This window comes from Streptomyces sp. TRM64462 (assembly GCF_013362995.1).
In the GTDB taxonomy this organism is placed as follows: domain Bacteria; phylum Actinomycetota; class Actinomycetes; order Streptomycetales; family Streptomycetaceae; genus Streptomyces.
In genome coordinates, this window is the sequence record NZ_JABWDV010000013.1 from 1 (window position 1) to 15,953 (window position 15,953).

Here is a 15,953-nt window from a genome sequence, read left to right on the forward strand (position 1 = left end):
CGCGCGCGGCGCCGCAGGCTCGCCGTCCGGCCAGCAGTCCACAGTCCACGGCCGCCCTGAACCGGCTGTCCACAGCCCCCGCACGCTGTCAGTGCCGCGGTCTATCGTGCGGACCATGACGACGACCCTGCCGCGTCCCGCCACCGAACTCTCCGCCGACGAGGCGCGCCGCATCGTGCTGCGCGCCCAGGGGTTCCTCGGCGCCCCCGACCGCCGCGCAGGCGTCCGGGGCATACTCCGCCGCCTCGGCGCCGTACAGCTGGACACGATCTCCGTCCTCGCCCGGTCGCACGAGCTCGTGCCGTACGCCCGGCTCGGCGCGGTGGGCCGCCGCACGGTCGACGACGCGTACTGGACCGAGCGGCACGCCTTCGAATACTGGTCGCACGCCGCCTGCATCCTCCCGATCGAGGAGTGGCCGCACTTCGCGTTCCGCCGCCGCGCCTACCGGCGGCGCCCGCAGTGGTACCACGACCTGCCGGACGGCGCGTACGACACGGTGATCAAGCAGCTGCGCGCCGAGGGCCCCCTCACTGCGACGGAACTGGGCGGCGCCAAGAACGGCGGCGAGTGGTGGGACTGGTCCGCGTCGAAGGTCGCCGTCGAGCGCGCCCTGATGTACGGCGAGGTGGTGTGCACCGAGCGGCGCGGCTGGAAGCGCGTGTACGACCTCGCCGAGCGCGCCGTACCCGACGCGCTCCTCCACGACGAGCTGGACGACACGGAGTGCCTGCGCCGCCTCGTACGGCTGGCCGGGGAGGCTCTCGGCGTCGGCACGCGCGCGGACATCGCCGACTACCACCGCCTCAAGGGCGAACAGTTCGACGCGGTGGTCGCCGACTCGGGGCTGGTGCCGGTCGCCGTCCAGGGCTGGGACAAGCCCGCGTGGGCGGACCCGGCGGCCCTGGCGAGCGACCCGCGCGGACGGCACCGTACGACGCTGCTGTCGCCGTTCGACTCACTGATCTGGGAGCGCGCCCGCACGGAACGCGTCTTCGGCTTCACACACCGCCTTGAGGCCTACGTACCGAAGCAGAAGCGCGTCCACGGCTACTTCGCGATGCCGCTGCTGGCGGGCGGCAAACTGGTCGGCCGGGTCGACCCGGCGCGCGAGGGCACGACGCTGGTGGCCAAGCAGGTGTCGCTGGCCGGTCCGAAGGCCATACCCGCCATGGCCCAGGCCCTGCGGGAGGCCGCGTCGTGGGTGGGCTGCGACGCGGTACGGATCGAACGCGTCGACCACCAGGACCTGGCCCCGGCACTGACGGCAGCCGTGTCGTAAGGGCACACGGCACGGAGGACGGCTACCGGATCCGCCGACCCGCCCGGCCCGCCCGGCCAGCCCGGCCCGGCCGTCAGCGGATCTCGAGGATCTTCTCCCGCATCGCGTACACGACCGCCTCCATCCGCGAATGGAGCTGCAGCTTCTCCAGGATGTTGCGGACGTGGTTCTTCACCGTGTTCTCGGAGATGAACAGTTCCTTGGCGATGTCCCGGTTGTTCATCCCGGTCGCGACCAGCTTCAGCACCTCCAGCTCACGGTCGGTGAGCCGGGGCGCCGGGACGAGACGGCGGTCGTCGGTGCGCTGGATCATCGACTTGAACTCGGTGAGCAGCTTCGACGCCATGGACGGGCTGATCTGCGACTGCCCGTCGGCGACCGCCCGGATGGCCGTGGCGACCTCGTCGGTGGAGATCTCCTTGAGGAGGTAGCCCGTCGCACCCGCCTTGATCGCGTCGTAGAGGTCGGCCTCCTCGTCGCTGATCGTCAGCATGATGATCTTGGCGCTGGGGGCGACCTCCTTGATGGAGGTGCAGGCCTCGATGCCGCCGCGCTTGGGCATCCGTACGTCCATCAGCACGATGTCCGGCAGCAGGTCTGCGGCTTTGTCGACGGCTTCCGCGCCGTCGCCGGCCTCGCCCACGACCTGGATGTCCTCCTCCTGCGCGAGGACGATCTCCAGTCCTCGGCGGAAGAGGGCGTGGTCGTCGACGACCAGCACCCGGATCGGCTCACTCGGCGAGCCCGCGCCGCCACTGCCGCCACCGCCGTGGTCCGCGTGGTCGCCGTGTCCGCCGTGGGCACCCGCCCCGCAGTCCGGGGCGCCGGAGCCGCCCGGGTGATGCACCGGGCCGAAGCTGTCCGCCATCGTTCCTCCCCCTGCAGGCCGGGGCCCTGAAGTTCATGGTCCGCGTACCAACAGCGTTCCGGCATGGACCGGTTGGCACGCGCCGCCATGATTTCATGCCCCGGCACCCGAGCGGTGATCCTTCGGTGGCACGGGGGTGCCCCTGGGGGCGCACGGGGCGCTCCAGGGGCACCGCATTCGGTCGGGGTCCGGCTGGGGCGGCCTCGTCAGCCGCCGAGCGCTCCACCCGCGCCGCGGCCGCCGGCCAGCGGGTCGTTCTCCAGGTGGATGACGCCGTAGTCGTATGCGTGGCGCCGGTAGACGACGCTGGGCTGCTTGGTCTCGGCGTCGACGAACAGATAGAAGTCGTGCCCGACCAGTTCCATTTCGTAAAGCGCCTGGTCGAGTGACATCGGTGCGGCCGTGTGGGTCTTCTCGCGCACCACGAGCGGGCCTTCGCCCTGCACCTCGAGCGAACCCATCCTGGTCGTACGAACGGTCTCCGGCGTTTCTTCGAGTACGGCGACTCCGGACCCGTTCAGCCGGGCGGTGCCCGGTACCGCGTCCGCCACCTCGGCGGCCGTCAGGCGGCCGTTGCCCCGGCGGGTGTGACGCTTGTCGTGCTGCTTGCGCAGTCGCGCCTCCAGCTTGGCTGTAGCGAGGTCAAGCGCTGCGTACGGGTCGGCTGCGGCGGCCTCGGCCCGGATCACCGGGCCTCGGGAGTGGAGGGTGATCTCCACGCGGTCGGACCTGTCGGCCTGCCGCGGGTTGTGCTCCTTGGACACCTCGACGTCGAGGCTGATCACCTTGGCGTCGAGCTTCTGGATCTTCTCCAGCTTCAGCTTCTCGGCCACGTGCTTGCGGAACCGCTCGGGCACCTCGGTCTTGCGGCCCTTGACGACGATGTCCACGCAGAACTCCGTTCCCGGATCGCTCCTGCCAGCTCACCGGCTGGCGGGCATCTCCCTTTTGCACCAGACCCCGGTGTGCACCGGAGCCTCGGACTTGGCGACTTCGACCTCCTCCTCCCCAGTCGACAAGATCCCCACCCACAACTCCGATGTGCTGACCGGCTCCGGCTTCCGTTCGGACGCATGGCTGCGCATTCGGTGAAGGGCGGCATTCGCCATTCCTGTACAACCGAACATAGCTCGCCCGGACGGGTGTCGGCACCCGCTACCAGCACAAACCTCCGATCAGGTGTTCTTACTCCCTCACCACCTGCAACGTTGCAGGATCCTCGTCAGTTCCGGTTTATTTCGAGCGCTTTTGGAGAAACGGCAACGACTGCGGCTCCCAGCACCACAGCACCCCCGCTTTCGAACACCGCGCCCCCGCCGCTTCCCCTCTGCACGACCCCGGCATCCGCGTCCCCATCCGCGTACGGGTCCATATCCAGGCCCCGATACGGACCCCGATACGGGCCCGGGCCCGGGACTGGATACGCACCCGGGTCCGCAGCCGCGGATTCCAAGGCGGCCCGCACGGCCCGTGCGGCCTCGGCCAGGGAGGACCCCGTCGTCATGAGGTCGTCCACCACGACCACCCCGCGCCCCTCCCGCAACAGCCGCACACCCCCGGGAACCACCTCCAGGGCCCCGGCCATGTTCGCGAGCCGCTGACGCGCGTCGAGTCCCGCCTGGTCCGCCACCGGCCGCCGCTGCCGGAGCACCGGCACCACCCGCGCCGCCGTCCCCGTACGCCGCAGCTCACCGGCCGCCGCCATCGCGACGCGCCGCACGGCATCATGCCCACGCGCCCGCACGGCCCGCCGCGCCGACGGCACCGGAACCAACAGCAGGGGGCCCACCCCCACCACCTCCCCTCCCACCCCCCGTACCGCCCCCGCCAGCGCCCTGCCGAGTGGTGCCGCCAGCCGTAGGGCGCCGCGCTCCTTGTGGGCGAGCAGGACCGCCCGTACCGCGTCGCTGTACGGTGCGGCTGCCCGCACCTCCGGAAGCCCCTCCGGTGGCGGGGTCGGCCGGGCCCGCCGCGCCGGCCGTCCGTGCAGCGCCCAGGCGCAGGCGTCGCACAGGGCCGTGCGGTGTCGGCCGCAGCCGGCGCAGGTCACCGGCAGGACGAGTCCGGTGATCTCCTGCCACCATCCCCGCATGAGTCCACTGTGGCGTCGGTTGGGGCATCGCTGCCAGCCCTGTGGACAACCGCGGGCGCCGCTGCCGGACCGGCCCCAGGGGAGGTCAGGGCAGGCCAGGTCGGGGCAGGCCAGGTCCCGTCAACCGGGGTAGACCGGCGAGGTGCCCTTCTCGACCATCGGCTGCCAGTTCGCGCCGCCCTGGAGCCGGACGATGCCGTCGTCGGCCGCCGCGACGAGCGGTACGCGCTCGCTGTTCGCGGCGGCGACCGCGGTGACCTGGTTGAGGCCGGGGATCACGGAGGCGGAGGCGGAGCCGTCGGTCTGGAGGTAGCGGACCTGCTGGACGCCGCCGGCGAGCTTGCCCAGGACGACGAGTCGGCTGGGTCCGGCCCAGGACACGGAGGCGACGGAGTCCATGCGGGGTGCGACGGACTGGAGGTCGACGACGGCGGTCTTCTGCCGGTCGCCGGTGCCCTGCCGTTCGACGCGGCCGATCTGGAGGGTGGTCTTGCCGTCCTCCCGGAGGCGCAGGGCGATGCGTACGCCGTCCTCGGAGAGGCGCAGTTCCTCGATGCGTACGCCGTCGGTGAGCCAGGGGGTCAGGACTTCGCGTGGCTGTCCGGTCCCGCCGGGGATGACGTACAGCTTGGGTGCGTCGGGGTTGCGGTCGGCGACCCACAGGTCGTTGCGTCCGTCCCAGCTGGGGGCGGACAGGCGGTCCTGGGGGCGAGTGCCGTTGCTGCTGACGAGGGCGTGGGGCAGTTCGGCGTCGGCGACGATGGAGGCGACGCGCAGGGTGCTGCCGCCTTCGGAGACGGCGGCGGCGTGCTGTTCGTCGCGGGCCACGGCGACCTTCTCGACCTTGGCCTGGCCGTCGCCGAAGGGTCCGTAGACGTGCCGGGGTTCGACGGTGTCCTTGGCGCTCGGCTGGAGTTGTGCGAGTTTGCCGTCCGCGTCGATGAAGTACGGGGTGTCGCGGACGCCGATGCTGGGGTCGGCCATGAAGTCGGACTTCTGGTCTTCACCGAGTACGCAGAGGGAGCGGCCGTCCGAGCGCTGGAGTTCGACCTGCTGGACCTTGGTGGAGGCCAGGTCCCCTACGGTGAAGAGGACTTGGGCGGCCATTTTGCGGCACTGGCCGTTGCTGACGTTGTCGGCTTTGCTGTTGAGCGGCACTTTGAGGGTGTCGCGGTCGTCGGTCGTCAGGGAGGTGACGTCCTTCTTGAGTGCGGTTCCGGTGGGGAAGCGTGAGTCGACGACCGGCTTGAGCCAGTTGGTGGGGCCTTCGAGGAGCGCTTTGACCGTTTGGGTCAGTGAGTCCATCTGGGTGACGGGGTCCTGGCGTTTCCGGATGTACACCGGGTCGGCCACGAGCCAGTTCCGGCCGGACGCGAAGTAGTACTTGTTGACCGAGCGGTAGTTGCGCTGGAAGTCGGATTCGCCGATGACGAGGCCCTGCGGAAGGCTTTCGATGCGCCATTCCTTGCCTTTGCCGTCGGTGGAGCGCTGCTGTACGAGCCGGATGGATTCGCTGTACGGGGCGGGGTCGAGCGGCTGGTAGGCGTGCCGGTCGTCGACGGTGGCGACCTTCTGGCCGGACAGCGGGTAGACGAGGACCTGGGTGTCGCCGTGTGCGCCTCGTTCGCGCTGCCGGCTTTCGGCGGGTTGGGGGACTGGGGCGGCGCTGAGTACGGTGGTGCGTTCCTCGGGCTTCCAGGTGCGGGCGGCCTGCTTGGTGAGGTATTTGCGGGCGGTGGCGAAGCCGGGGTCGTCGCCGGTCATGGCTTCGAGGAAGCCTTCGACGATTTCGCCTGGTTCGGCGTTCTCGCGGGGCGGTACGGGGTAGACGCGCACCTGTGAGTCGCCCTGCCGTGATGCCTTGACGGGGCTGACGTCTCCGCTGTCGGGCATGGACGCGCATCCTGCGAGCAGTGCGGCGGCGCAGCCGAGTACGGCGACTCCCCGCGCCTTCCGCGCCGCGAGTGCCGTACGGGCCGTACGGGCTGTACCGGCCGTGCTGCGGTCTCCGTGGCCGTGGTGGTGCCGGCGGCGGTCGTCAGCGCCCACGAGTGGTGTCCTCCCGTTTCGCGTGGTCCTGCCGGTTCGGGGCCTGGTCGCCGGTCTGTTCAGTCCGTTCGGTCTGTCCGCGTGCGATGACGCGGGTGCCGCTGCCGGGGAGGGCCGCGGGGTCGGTGGCGCGGGCCTGGCGGGGCGGTAGGGGGGTGCGGGGCGGCAGGGGCAGCGGGGGGCGGCCGGGGCCGCTCCCCGCCTGGTTCTGGCCGGGGACGCCGGCTTGGCGTGTGGTGCCTTGGGGGCTGTCGGTCGCGCCGGCGCGGTCCCGGTTGCGTCGGGAGTCCTCGGGTTCGAGGGGTATGGGGGAGCCGCGCAGGGGTTCGTCGGCGGTGCGGGGCAGGGTGAGGCGGAACTGGGAGCCGCCGCCGGGTTCGCCCCAGGCCTGGAGCCAGCCGCCGTGGAGTCGGGCGTCTTCGAGTGCGATGGACAGTCCGAGGCCGGTGCCGCCGGTGGTGCGGGCGCGTGCGGGGTCGGCGCGCCAGAAGCGGTTGAAGACGCGGGTGGCTTCGCCGGGCTTGAGGCCGACGCCGTAGTCGCGTACGGCGACGGCGACGGCGCCGCCCGCTGCGGCGAGTTTGACGACGACGTCGCGGCCTTCACCGTGTTCGACGGCGTTGACCACGAGGTTGCGCAGGACGCGTTCGACGCGGCGGGCGTCGGCTTCGGCGATGACGGGCTGTTCGTCGCCGGTGACGACGATGCGGCCGCCCTTGTGTTCGGCGAGGGGCTGTGCGCCGCCGATGACGCGGCGTACGACGTCGCGGAGGTCTATGGGTTCGGCTTCCAGGGCGGCTGCTCCGGCGTCGAAGCGGCTGATCTCCAGGAGGTCGGAGAGGAGGGACTCGAAGCGGTCCAGCTGGTCTCCGAGGAGTTCGGCGGAGCGTGCCGTGACGGGGTCGAAGTCTTCGCGTGCCTCGTGGATGACGTCGGCGGCCATGCGGACGGTGGTAAGGGGGGTGCGCAGTTCGTGGGAGACGTCGGAGACGAAGCGGCGCTGCATGCGGGAGAGGTCCTCGAGCTGCTGGATCTTGAGCTGGAGGTTCTGCGCCATCTTGTTGAAGGCTTCGCCGAGGCGTGCGATGTCGTCCTCACCGGTGACCTTCATGCGTTCCTGGAGGCGTCCGGCGGAGAGCCGTTCGGCGACGCCCGCGGCCATGCGGACGGGGGTGACGACCTGGCGGACGACGAGCCAGGCGATGGCTCCGAAGAGGACGACGACGAAGAGTCCCGCGGTGGCGATGGTGGTCTTGACGAGGGTGAGGGAGGCCTCTTCCTGGGTGAGGGGGAAGAGGTAGTACAGCTCGTAGGTGTTGCCGTCGACGTCGTTGAGGCGTTTGCCGATGACGAGTCCGGCTTCGGATCGCTGGCCGTCCGCGTACTGGATGCGGGTGTACGTCTGGAAGGTGCCGGTGCCTTGTGCGACGGCTTCGCGGAGGGCGACGGGGATGCTTTCGACTTTGACGCCGCCGGAGGCGCGGGCGCCTCGACTGGGTGCGGTGCCGGCGGAGTCGGAGCTGAGGGCGACGACGTCGAAGGCGCCGGCGCCGCCGCTGGCGAGCTGTACAACGAGGTCGGAGCGCCAGTTGAGGAGGGACCTGGAGGTGGTCCCGGTGGTGTCGTCGCCGTCGGGGCCTGTGGCAGGGCCTGCGGCCGGGCCTGCTGCGGCGGCTGCTGCGGCTTCGTCCTGTGCGGCGGAGAATCCGCCGGCTGCCTGGGACTGGGCGGCTCGTTCCTTGGCGTCGAGGAGGCCGTTGGCGACCTGGCCGATGACGACGAATCCGAGGAGGAGGACGACGCCGAGGGACATGAGGAGGGTGGCGACGACGACGCGGAGCTGGATGTTGCGTCGCCAGAGCCGTACGGCGGGCAGGAGGGGCCTGCGGACCCACCGTACGAGGAGCCGGAGGACGGGGCCGCCGGGGGCGCCGTCCTGGAGGAGGCGGCCGCCGTGGAGGAGCCGGCCGAGGCGCGTGGCGCCGCGCCCGGGTCCGGCGGTCCGCACTGCGCGGACCGCCGGGTTCCCGGGTTTCGGAGCAGCGCTGCCGCGGCTCATGTCAGTTCGGTCCGGCCTTGTAGCCGACGCCTCGGACGGTCACGACGATCTCGGGGCGCTCGGGGTCCTTCTCGACCTTGGAGCGGAGTCGCTGGACGTGCACGTTGACGAGGCGGGTGTCGGCGGCGTGGCGGTAGCCCCAGACCTGTTCGAGGAGGACTTCGCGGGTGAAGACCTGCCACGGCTTGCGGGCGAGTGCGACGAGGAGGTCGAACTCGAGGGGGGTGAGGGCGATGGACTGGCCGTCGCGCTTCACGGAGTGGCCTGCGACGTCGATGACGAGGTCGCCGATGGTGAGCTGTTCCGGTGCGGGCTCCTCGGACCTGCGGAGTCGTGCCCGGATGCGGGCGACGAGCTCCTTGGGTTTGAACGGTTTGACGATGTAGTCGTCGGCTCCGGATTCGAGTCCGACGACGACGTCCACGGTGTCGCTCTTGGCGGTGAGCATCACGATCGGCACCCCGGACTCGGCGCGGATGAGCCGGCACACCTCGATGCCGTCCCGTCCGGGCAGCATCAGGTCGAGGAGGACCAGGTCCGGCTTGGTCTCGCGGAATGCTGCGAGTGCCTTGTCGCCGTCCGCGACGAACGACGGCTCGAACCCTTCTCCCCGCAGCACGATCCCGAGCATTTCGGCCAGTGCGGTGTCGTCGTCGACGACAAGGACGCGTCCCTTCATAACCGACATCATCCCATTATCTAATCGTTACCTGGCGTGACCTGGCACACAGCTCTTCGATTCCTCCTCCGGTGACCGGCGACACGACTCCCGTTCCGGTGACGATCGCGGTCACCAATTCGGGCGGCGTGACGTCGAACGCCGGGTTGTATGCCTGCGTTCCGAGCGGCGCCCATTGTGTCCCCCCGCCCGTACCCGGTGTCGCCGGGGCCAGGGGTACGGGCGGCGTGAGCTGCGTCACTTCGCCGCCGGGGCGCTGTTCGACGTCGATGGACGCCCCGTCCGGGGTGGTGAGGTCGATGGTGGTGGCGGGGGCGACCACGATGAACGGTACGTGGTGGTACCTGGCGAGTACGGCGAGCGGGTAGCTGCCGGTGTCGTGGGCGACGGATCCGTCGGCGGCGATGCGGTCGGCGCCGACGAGGACGGCGTCGATCTTGCCTGCGGCGAACAGGGAGCCGGCGGCGTTGTCGGTGAGCAGGGTGTACGTCATGCCGTGGCGTGCGGCTTCGTACGCGGTGAGCCGGGTGCCCTGGAGGAGGGGCCGGGTCTCGTCGATCCACAGCCGCTGGAGCCGTCCCGCGCGGTGGGCGGCGAGGGCGACGGCGAACGCGGTGCCTTCGCCGCCGGAGATGAGGGCGCCGGTGTTGCCGTGGGTGAGGATGCGGTGGCTGCCGCCGGGGAGCAGTTCGTCGAGGAGTGCGGTGCCGTGGGCGGCCATGGCGGCGCTGGCGGCCGCCTCCTCCTGGTGGAGTCGGCGTGCTTCCGCCAGGGCGGCGTGCGCGGCCTCCTCGGGTTCGCCGTTCTTCGCGGCGGCCGTCCTGTAGGCGTCGAGCGCCCGCCGCACTCCGTGGCGGAGGGTCGCGGGGGCGGGTCCGGTGTCGGCGAGGTGCGCCGCGGCCTCGTCGACGTCGTAGCCGCGTGCGGCGGCGAGGGCCACCCCGTAGGCGCCGGCGATGCCGAGGACGGGCGCGCCGCGCAGGGCGCCTGTCTGGATGGCCCGTATGACGGCGGGCACGTCGGTGCAGACCAGCTCGGTCTCCTCGGCCGGCAGCCGTGTCTGGTCGAGGAGCACGACGACGGGGCCTTCCGGGGGCTCCGCCCATCTCAGGGCGGGAGGCGTGGGCGGCTGTCGGTCGGGGGGTGCTCCTGCGTACTGATCAGCCATTCGCCCAGTCTGCCCGGTGAGCCGGGGACAATGAAGGCGTCGGGGTGGGCGGTGAAGTCGTAAGGGGCCTGGCCCCGGGGTGGTGGGCGCGTGGCACGATGGCTGCCGGCCTGCCGCCTGTTCCGGGGCGCCAGGCGCTGTGACCGAGCCGGCTCGACGAGCGGGCCCCGCGACCATGCCACGAGGTGGACGACCGTGAACGACTCTCCGGGCTGGGCCTCGCCCGGATCTCCTTCCCCGTCCGACGACCGGGGCGAGGGCGTGCCGCGCCCCGCCGGTGCCACCGGGCCCGCCCCTAAGTGGTCCGAGAACCAGCCGCCTCCGGCGCAGTGGTCGCCGCCGGCCGCGCCGGGGCCCGACGGCGGGCAGGGCGGCCAGGTTCCGCCGCAGGCGCCCATGCCGGGGCCCGGCGGCTGGGGCGGCGGTCCGTACGGCGGCTGGGGCAGGCCCGCAGCGCCGAAGCCGGGTGTGATCCCGCTGCGGCCGCTCGGTGTGGGCGAGATCCTCGACGGTGCCGTGTCGACGCTGCGGGCTCACTGGCGCACGGTGCTCGGCATCACGGTCACCGTGGCGATCGTGATCCAGCTCGCGCAGATCCTCGTCGACCGGTTCCTGCTGCCGGATCCGCCGCAGCTGAGCCCCGACGCGAGCCCCTCGGAGCAGCTCGACCAGGCGGTCGAGTCCCTGCAGGTGAGCATGGTCTCGCTGATCCCCCTGACGCTTCTCGGGCTCGTGGCCACGTTCGTGACGACGGCACTGCTCACATGTGTGGTGAGCCGGTCGGTGCTGGGACGGCCGGTGACATTCCCGGAGGTGTGGCGGGACGCCCGGCCCCGGTTCGTTCCGCTTCTCGGTCTGACGCTGCTGCTGCCGCTGATCGCTGTCGCGGTCATGGTCGTCGGCATCCTGCCGGGCCTGCTGATCGGTTCGACGGCCGGTGGGGTGCTGGCGTTCCTCGGTGGGCTCGCGGCCGCGATCGTGGCGGTGTGGCTGATCGTCCGGTTCAGCCTCGCCTACTCGGCACTGATGCTGGAGCGGCAGGGCGTCATGGCGTCGCTGCGCCGTTCGGCGCGCCTGGTGCGGGGCGCCTGGTGGCGGATCTTCGGCATTCTCCTGCTGACGGCGCTGCTGACCCTGCTGATCGCCCTGGTCGTAGGGGTGCCGTTCACCCTCATCGCGTACGCGGTGGACGGCGAGGGCATGGAAGGTGTGTTCTCGGGGCAGACCCCGGAGTTCGGCTGGCCGTTCCTGATCATCAGCGGTATCGGTTCGGTGATCGCATCGGCGATCATGTACCCGATCTCCGCGGGTGTGGCGGTCCTCCTGTACGTGGACCAGCGCATCCGCCGTGAGGCGCTCGACCTGGAGCTCGCGCGGGCCGCGGGCGTTCCGGGCTACGGCCCTGACGCCCCTGGCGGCGACTCCCTTCCTAGGAGCTGATGCGGTGCCGGTCACGGGGGGTGCGGCGGCGGTGTGGACGGGACTCCGCGCCGGCGACGACGTTCCGCTGGACATTCCGCGCGTCCCGGCCCGTGAGGCGGCGGAGCGCGAGCTGTCCAAGCCGATGTACGGCAAGGACGAGCCGAACATTCTCATCCGCGCCCTGGACCGCCTCTGGGAGTGGATCGGCAAACTGTTCGACTCGGCCTCGAACGCCACTCCGGGCGGCCTGCTGGGCGTTCTGGTGATCGTCCTCGTGGTCGTCGCGCTGATCGCCGCCCTGTGGTGGCGGCTCGGCACCCCGCGGCGCATCGCGGGCACGTCGGACTCCCTGTTCGAGGACGGGCCGCGCACCGCCGCCGACCACCGGACGGCCGCGGATAGGCACGCCGCCGCGGGCCGCTGGAACCAGGCCGTCCAGGAACGCATGCGGGCGGTGGTCCGGGACCTGGAGGAGCGGACGCTGCTCGATCCGCGCCCCGGCCGCACGGCGGACGAGGCGGCCGCCGAGGCGGGCCGCGCCCTGCCGGGCCACAGCGACGAGCTGCGCGCCGCGGCCCGCGAGTTCGACGACGTGACGTACGGCGGCCGCACCGCCGACCAGCGCGCGTACCAGCGCCTGAAGGATCTGGACACCGCCTTGCAGCAGGCCAGGCCGACGCTGAGCGGTACGGCACGGGGAGCCGCCGAGTGACCGCCGCCAGCACGTCCCTGTCCCGCGAGGGCCGCCAGGTGTGGGCGCGGGTGCGGGGAGTCCTCCTCATCCTCGCGCTCCTCGTCGTGGCGAGCATCGTCCTGGCGCTGGCCCGCACCGGCGAACAGCACGGCCGGCTCGATCCACGGTCCGCCGACCGCTACGGCAGCCGCGCCGTCGCCGAACTGCTCAAGGAACGCGGCGTCTCCACCCACGTGGTGACCACGCTCGACGAGGCCACCGCCGCGGCCGGCCCGGACACGACGCTCCTCGTCACCACACCCGACCTGCTGACCGACCACCAGCAGACCGTGCTGCGCGACGCCGTGGACAGCTCCGGCGGCCGCACCGTCCTCCTGTCCGCCGGCTGGCCCTCCGTGAACATCCTCGCCCCCGGCGTCACCGCGGCCGGCCCGGCCCCCATCACGGCACTGGACCCCGGTTGTTCCCTCCCTGAGGCCGTCCGCGCGGGCGCGGTGAATCTGGGCGGCGAACGGTACGCCGTCGTCGGCGACTCCCTCGCCGACCAGTGCTACTTCACCGACGGCCAGCCGACACTCGTCAAACTTGAGGGCGACGCCGGCGGCGACACGGTGCTGCTGGGCTCCGCCGACATCCTGTTCAACCACCGTCTCGCCGACGAGGGCAACGCCTCGCTGGCCCTGCAGCTCCTCGGTTCCCGAAACCATCTCGTCTGGTACCTCCCTTCACTCGATGACCCTTCCGCCGCGCAGGGCAGGGACGATGCCGATGACCGCGCCGAGGACGAGGAGAGCTTCCTCAGCCTGATCCCGTCGGGCTGGCTGTGGGGCACGCTGCAGCTGTTCCTCGCCGCCGTCCTCGCCGCCGTCTGGCGGGCCCGCCGTCTCGGCCCGCTGGTCATGGAGCGCCTGCCGGTGGCCATTCGCGCCTCGGAGGCGACCGAGGGCCGCGCCCGCCTCTACCACCGGGCCAACGCCCGTGACCGTGCCGCCGCCGTGCTGCGTGCGGCGACCCGTACGCGTGTCGCTCCTCTCGTCGGTGTGACCACGAGGGAGGCGCACTCCCCCGACGCCCTGCTGCCTGCTCTGTCGACCCGCCTGGCCGGCGGCGGAGCCGACGCGCGGGACCTGTTGTTCGGGCCGGCTCCCACCGATGACGCCGCGCTCGTCCGCCTGGCAGATCAACTCGACGCCCTCGAAAGAGAGGTACGCACCTCATGAGTGCCCCGACCCCCGAGACCGCCGACTCCTCGGACGGCGCCCGCGCCTCGCTGGAAGCCTTGCGCACCGAGATCGCGAAGGCCGTGGTCGGGCAGGACCCCGCTGTGACCGGACTGGTCGTCGCTCTGCTCTGCCGGGGCCACGTCCTCCTGGAGGGCGTGCCCGGTGTCGCCAAGACGCTGCTCGTCCGCGCGCTCGCCGCGTCCCTGGAACTCGACACCAAGCGCGTCCAGTTCACCCCCGACCTGATGCCGAGCGACGTGACGGGCTCACTCGTCTACGACACGCGGTCCGCCGAGTTCTCCTTCCAGCCCGGCCCGGTGTTCACCAACCTCCTCCTCGCGGACGAGATCAACCGGACGCCACCCAAGACCCAGTCCTCGCTCCTGGAGGCGATGGAGGAACGCCAGGTCACGGTCGACGGCGTGCCGCGCCCGCTCCCCGACCCGTTCCTCGTCGCCGCCACGCAGAACCCGGTCGAGTACGAGGGCACGTACCCCCTGCCCGAGGCCCAACTCGACCGCTTCCTGCTGAAGCTGACAGTCCCTCTGCCGTCCCGCGACGACGAGATCAACGTCCTCACCCGCCACGCGGAGGGCTTCAACCCGCGCGATCTCCGGGCCGCCGGCGTACGGCCGGTCGCCGGACCGGCGGACCTGGAAGCGGCCCGCCGCGCGGTCGCCGAGACCGCCGTCTCCGCCGAGATCGCCGGCTATGTGGTCGATATCTGCCGTGCCACGCGTGAATCCCCCTCACTCACCCTCGGCGTCTCCCCGCGAGGCGCCACCGCACTGCTCTCCACCGCCCGGGCCTGGGCCTGGCTCACCGGCCGCGACTACGTCATCCCTGACGACGTGAAGGCCCTTGCCCTGCCCACTCTGCGTCACCGTATCCAGCTGCGCCCCGAGGCGGAGATGGAGGGAGTGACCGCCGACTCCGTCATCAGCTCGATCCTCGCCCACGTTCCCGCGCCCTCGCTGAGGCAGTGACCCATGGCCCTCACCGGACGAACCGCGCTCCTGGCCGCGATCGGCTCGCTGCCCGTCGGGATCCTCGCCCCCAGCTGGACGGGGATGCTGGCAGTCAATGCCCCCCTGTCCCTCGCAATTCTGTGCGACTACGCGCTGGCCGCGCCAGTGAAAACGCTCCGGTTCACCCGAAGTGGTGACACGACTGTTCGACTGGGAGACAGCGCCGACGTCCAGCTCACCGTGGCCAACCCGTCACGGCGCCGTCTGCGCGCCCATATCCGCGACGCCTGGCCACCCAGCAGCTGGCCCTCCGGAGCGGAGCAGAAGGCCTCACGGAGCGAGGTGATGGTGCCCGCCGGCGAACGCCGACGCCTCACCACCACCCTCCGTCCGACCCGCCGCGGCGACCGCCAGGCCGAGCGCGTCACCGTACGCTCGTACGGCCCCCTGGGCCTGGCCGCCCGCCAGGGCAGCCACCACGTGCCCTGGACGGTGCGCGTCCTGCCGCCGTTCACCAGCCGCAAGCACCTCCCGTCCAGACTTGCCCGCCTGCGCGAACTCGACGGCCGCACGAGCGTCCTCACCCGAGGCGAGGGCACCGAGTTCGACAGCCTCCGCGAGTACGTCCCCGGGGACGACACCCGCTCCATCGACTGGCGGGCCACAGCCCGCCAGTCGACCGTGGCCGTCCGAACCTGGCGGCCCGAGCGGGACCGGCACATCCTGCTGGTCCTCGACACCGGCCGCACCTCGGCGGGCCGCGTCGGCGACGTGCCGCGCCTCGACGCCGCCATGGACGCGGCGCTGCTCCTCACCGCGCTCGCGACCCGCGCGGGCGACCGCGTCGACCTCCTCGCGTACGACCGCCGCATCCGCGCCCGGGTGCAGGGCCGCTCAGCGGGCGATGTCCTTCCCGCCATGGTGGACGCCATGGCCACCCTTGAACCCGAGCTCGTCGAGACCGACGCGCGCGGCCTCAGCTCGGCGGCCCTTGTCGGCGCGCCGCGCCGTTCCCTCGTCGTCCTGCTCACCGGTCTCGAAGCCGCACCGATCGAGGAGGGCCTCCTCCCGGTGCTCCCGCAACTCACACAACGGCATACCGTCCTGGTGGCCTCCGTCGCGGACCCGCACACGGAGGAGATGACCACATCCCGTGGCACCGCGCAGGCGGTCTACGAGGCCGCAGCCGGCACCCAGGCCCAGTCCCAGCGCCGCCTCACCGCAGAACAGCTCCAGCGCCACGGCGTGGTGGTCGTGGACACCACACCGGAAAACCTCGCCCCTGCACTCGCGGACGCCTACCTCGCGCTGAAGGCGGCAGGCCGCCTCTAAAAGCATCTCGGAACGCTACGGTCGCACCCAAGAAAGGGTTCCCGTTCCGCTCCAGAAATGCGGAAAGCCCCGCACCATCGGTGCGGGGCTTCCCCAAAAACTGTTCGGCGGTGTCCT

Annotated in this window: 13 protein-coding genes; 6 read left to right on the forward strand and 7 right to left on the reverse strand. The window is 71.7% G+C overall.

The features are described from left to right. The first annotated feature begins 115 nt into the window (after positions 1-115). Complete coding sequence (locus HTZ82_RS00645) at positions 116-1,282, forward strand: winged helix-turn-helix domain-containing protein (protein WP_175407256.1); 1,167 nt, start codon at positions 116-118, stop codon at positions 1,280-1,282. A 73-nt stretch (positions 1,283-1,355) separates the two neighbouring features. On the opposite strand, the gene HTZ82_RS00650 is transcribed toward HTZ82_RS00645, so the two are convergent. From HTZ82_RS00650 to mtnA, 7 genes are all read right to left on the reverse strand, one after another. Further along, positions 1,356-2,150: a response regulator transcription factor gene (locus tag HTZ82_RS00650; protein ID WP_175407257.1), complete on the reverse strand. Its 795-nt coding sequence runs from the start codon at positions 2,148-2,150 to the stop codon at positions 1,356-1,358. Between the two features lie 206 nt (positions 2,151-2,356). Beyond that, positions 2,357-3,040, reverse strand: a complete 684-nt coding sequence (gene hpf, locus HTZ82_RS00655) for a ribosome hibernation-promoting factor, HPF/YfiA family (protein ID WP_175407258.1) — start codon at positions 3,038-3,040, stop codon at positions 2,357-2,359. 332 nt (positions 3,041-3,372) lie between these two features. After that, positions 3,373-4,242, reverse strand: a complete 870-nt coding sequence (locus HTZ82_RS00660) for a ComF family protein (protein WP_175407259.1) — start codon at positions 4,240-4,242, stop codon at positions 3,373-3,375. A gap of 120 nt (positions 4,243-4,362) precedes the next feature. Continuing rightward, the gene (locus tag HTZ82_RS00665) at positions 4,363-6,135 is read right to left on the reverse strand and encodes an LpqB family beta-propeller domain-containing protein (protein ID WP_175407266.1); all 1,773 of its coding nucleotides are present in this window, start codon (positions 6,133-6,135) and stop codon (positions 4,363-4,365) included. A gap of 145 nt (positions 6,136-6,280) precedes the next feature. Next, entirely contained in the window at positions 6,281-8,350 is a 2,070-nt protein-coding gene (mtrB, locus tag HTZ82_RS00670) for an MtrAB system histidine kinase MtrB (RefSeq protein ID WP_175407260.1), read from the reverse strand. Between the two features lies 1 nt (position 8,351). Continuing rightward, positions 8,352-9,041: a two-component system response regulator MtrA gene (gene mtrA, locus HTZ82_RS00675; RefSeq protein WP_217623530.1), complete on the reverse strand. Its 690-nt coding sequence runs from the start codon at positions 9,039-9,041 to the stop codon at positions 8,352-8,354. A 4-nt stretch (positions 9,042-9,045) separates the two neighbouring features. Continuing rightward, a complete protein-coding gene (gene mtnA, locus HTZ82_RS00680) occupies positions 9,046-10,197 on the reverse strand; it encodes an S-methyl-5-thioribose-1-phosphate isomerase (RefSeq protein WP_175407261.1) in 1,152 nt (383 codons plus the stop codon). Positions 10,198-10,392: 195 nt separating this feature from the next. Here mtnA and HTZ82_RS00685 point away from each other — a divergent pair, with 195 nt between their 5' ends. The 5 genes from HTZ82_RS00685 to HTZ82_RS00705 are packed head-to-tail and all read left to right on the forward strand — an operon-like array spanning position 10,393 to position 15,836. Then, a complete protein-coding gene (locus HTZ82_RS00685) occupies positions 10,393-11,637 on the forward strand; it encodes a hypothetical protein (RefSeq protein ID WP_175407262.1) in 1,245 nt (414 codons plus the stop codon). A gap of 4 nt (positions 11,638-11,641) precedes the next feature. Then, positions 11,642-12,331: a DUF4129 domain-containing protein gene (locus HTZ82_RS00690; protein ID WP_309235256.1), complete on the forward strand. Its 690-nt coding sequence runs from the start codon at positions 11,642-11,644 to the stop codon at positions 12,329-12,331. After that, positions 12,328-13,533 carry a DUF4350 domain-containing protein gene (locus tag HTZ82_RS00695; protein ID WP_175407263.1) on the forward strand — a complete coding sequence of 402 codons (1,206 nt, stop codon included), beginning with the start codon at positions 12,328-12,330 and terminating at the stop codon, positions 13,531-13,533. The genes HTZ82_RS00690 and HTZ82_RS00695 overlap by 4 nt, the downstream gene beginning before the upstream one ends. Next, complete coding sequence (locus HTZ82_RS00700) at positions 13,530-14,522, forward strand: MoxR family ATPase (protein ID WP_175407264.1); 993 nt, start codon at positions 13,530-13,532, stop codon at positions 14,520-14,522. Before HTZ82_RS00695 ends, HTZ82_RS00700 begins: the two co-directional genes overlap by 4 nt. 3 nt (positions 14,523-14,525) lie before the next feature. Beyond that, entirely contained in the window at positions 14,526-15,836 is a 1,311-nt protein-coding gene (locus HTZ82_RS00705; protein ID WP_175407265.1) for a DUF58 domain-containing protein, read from the forward strand. Positions 15,837-15,953 lie beyond the last annotated feature (117 nt).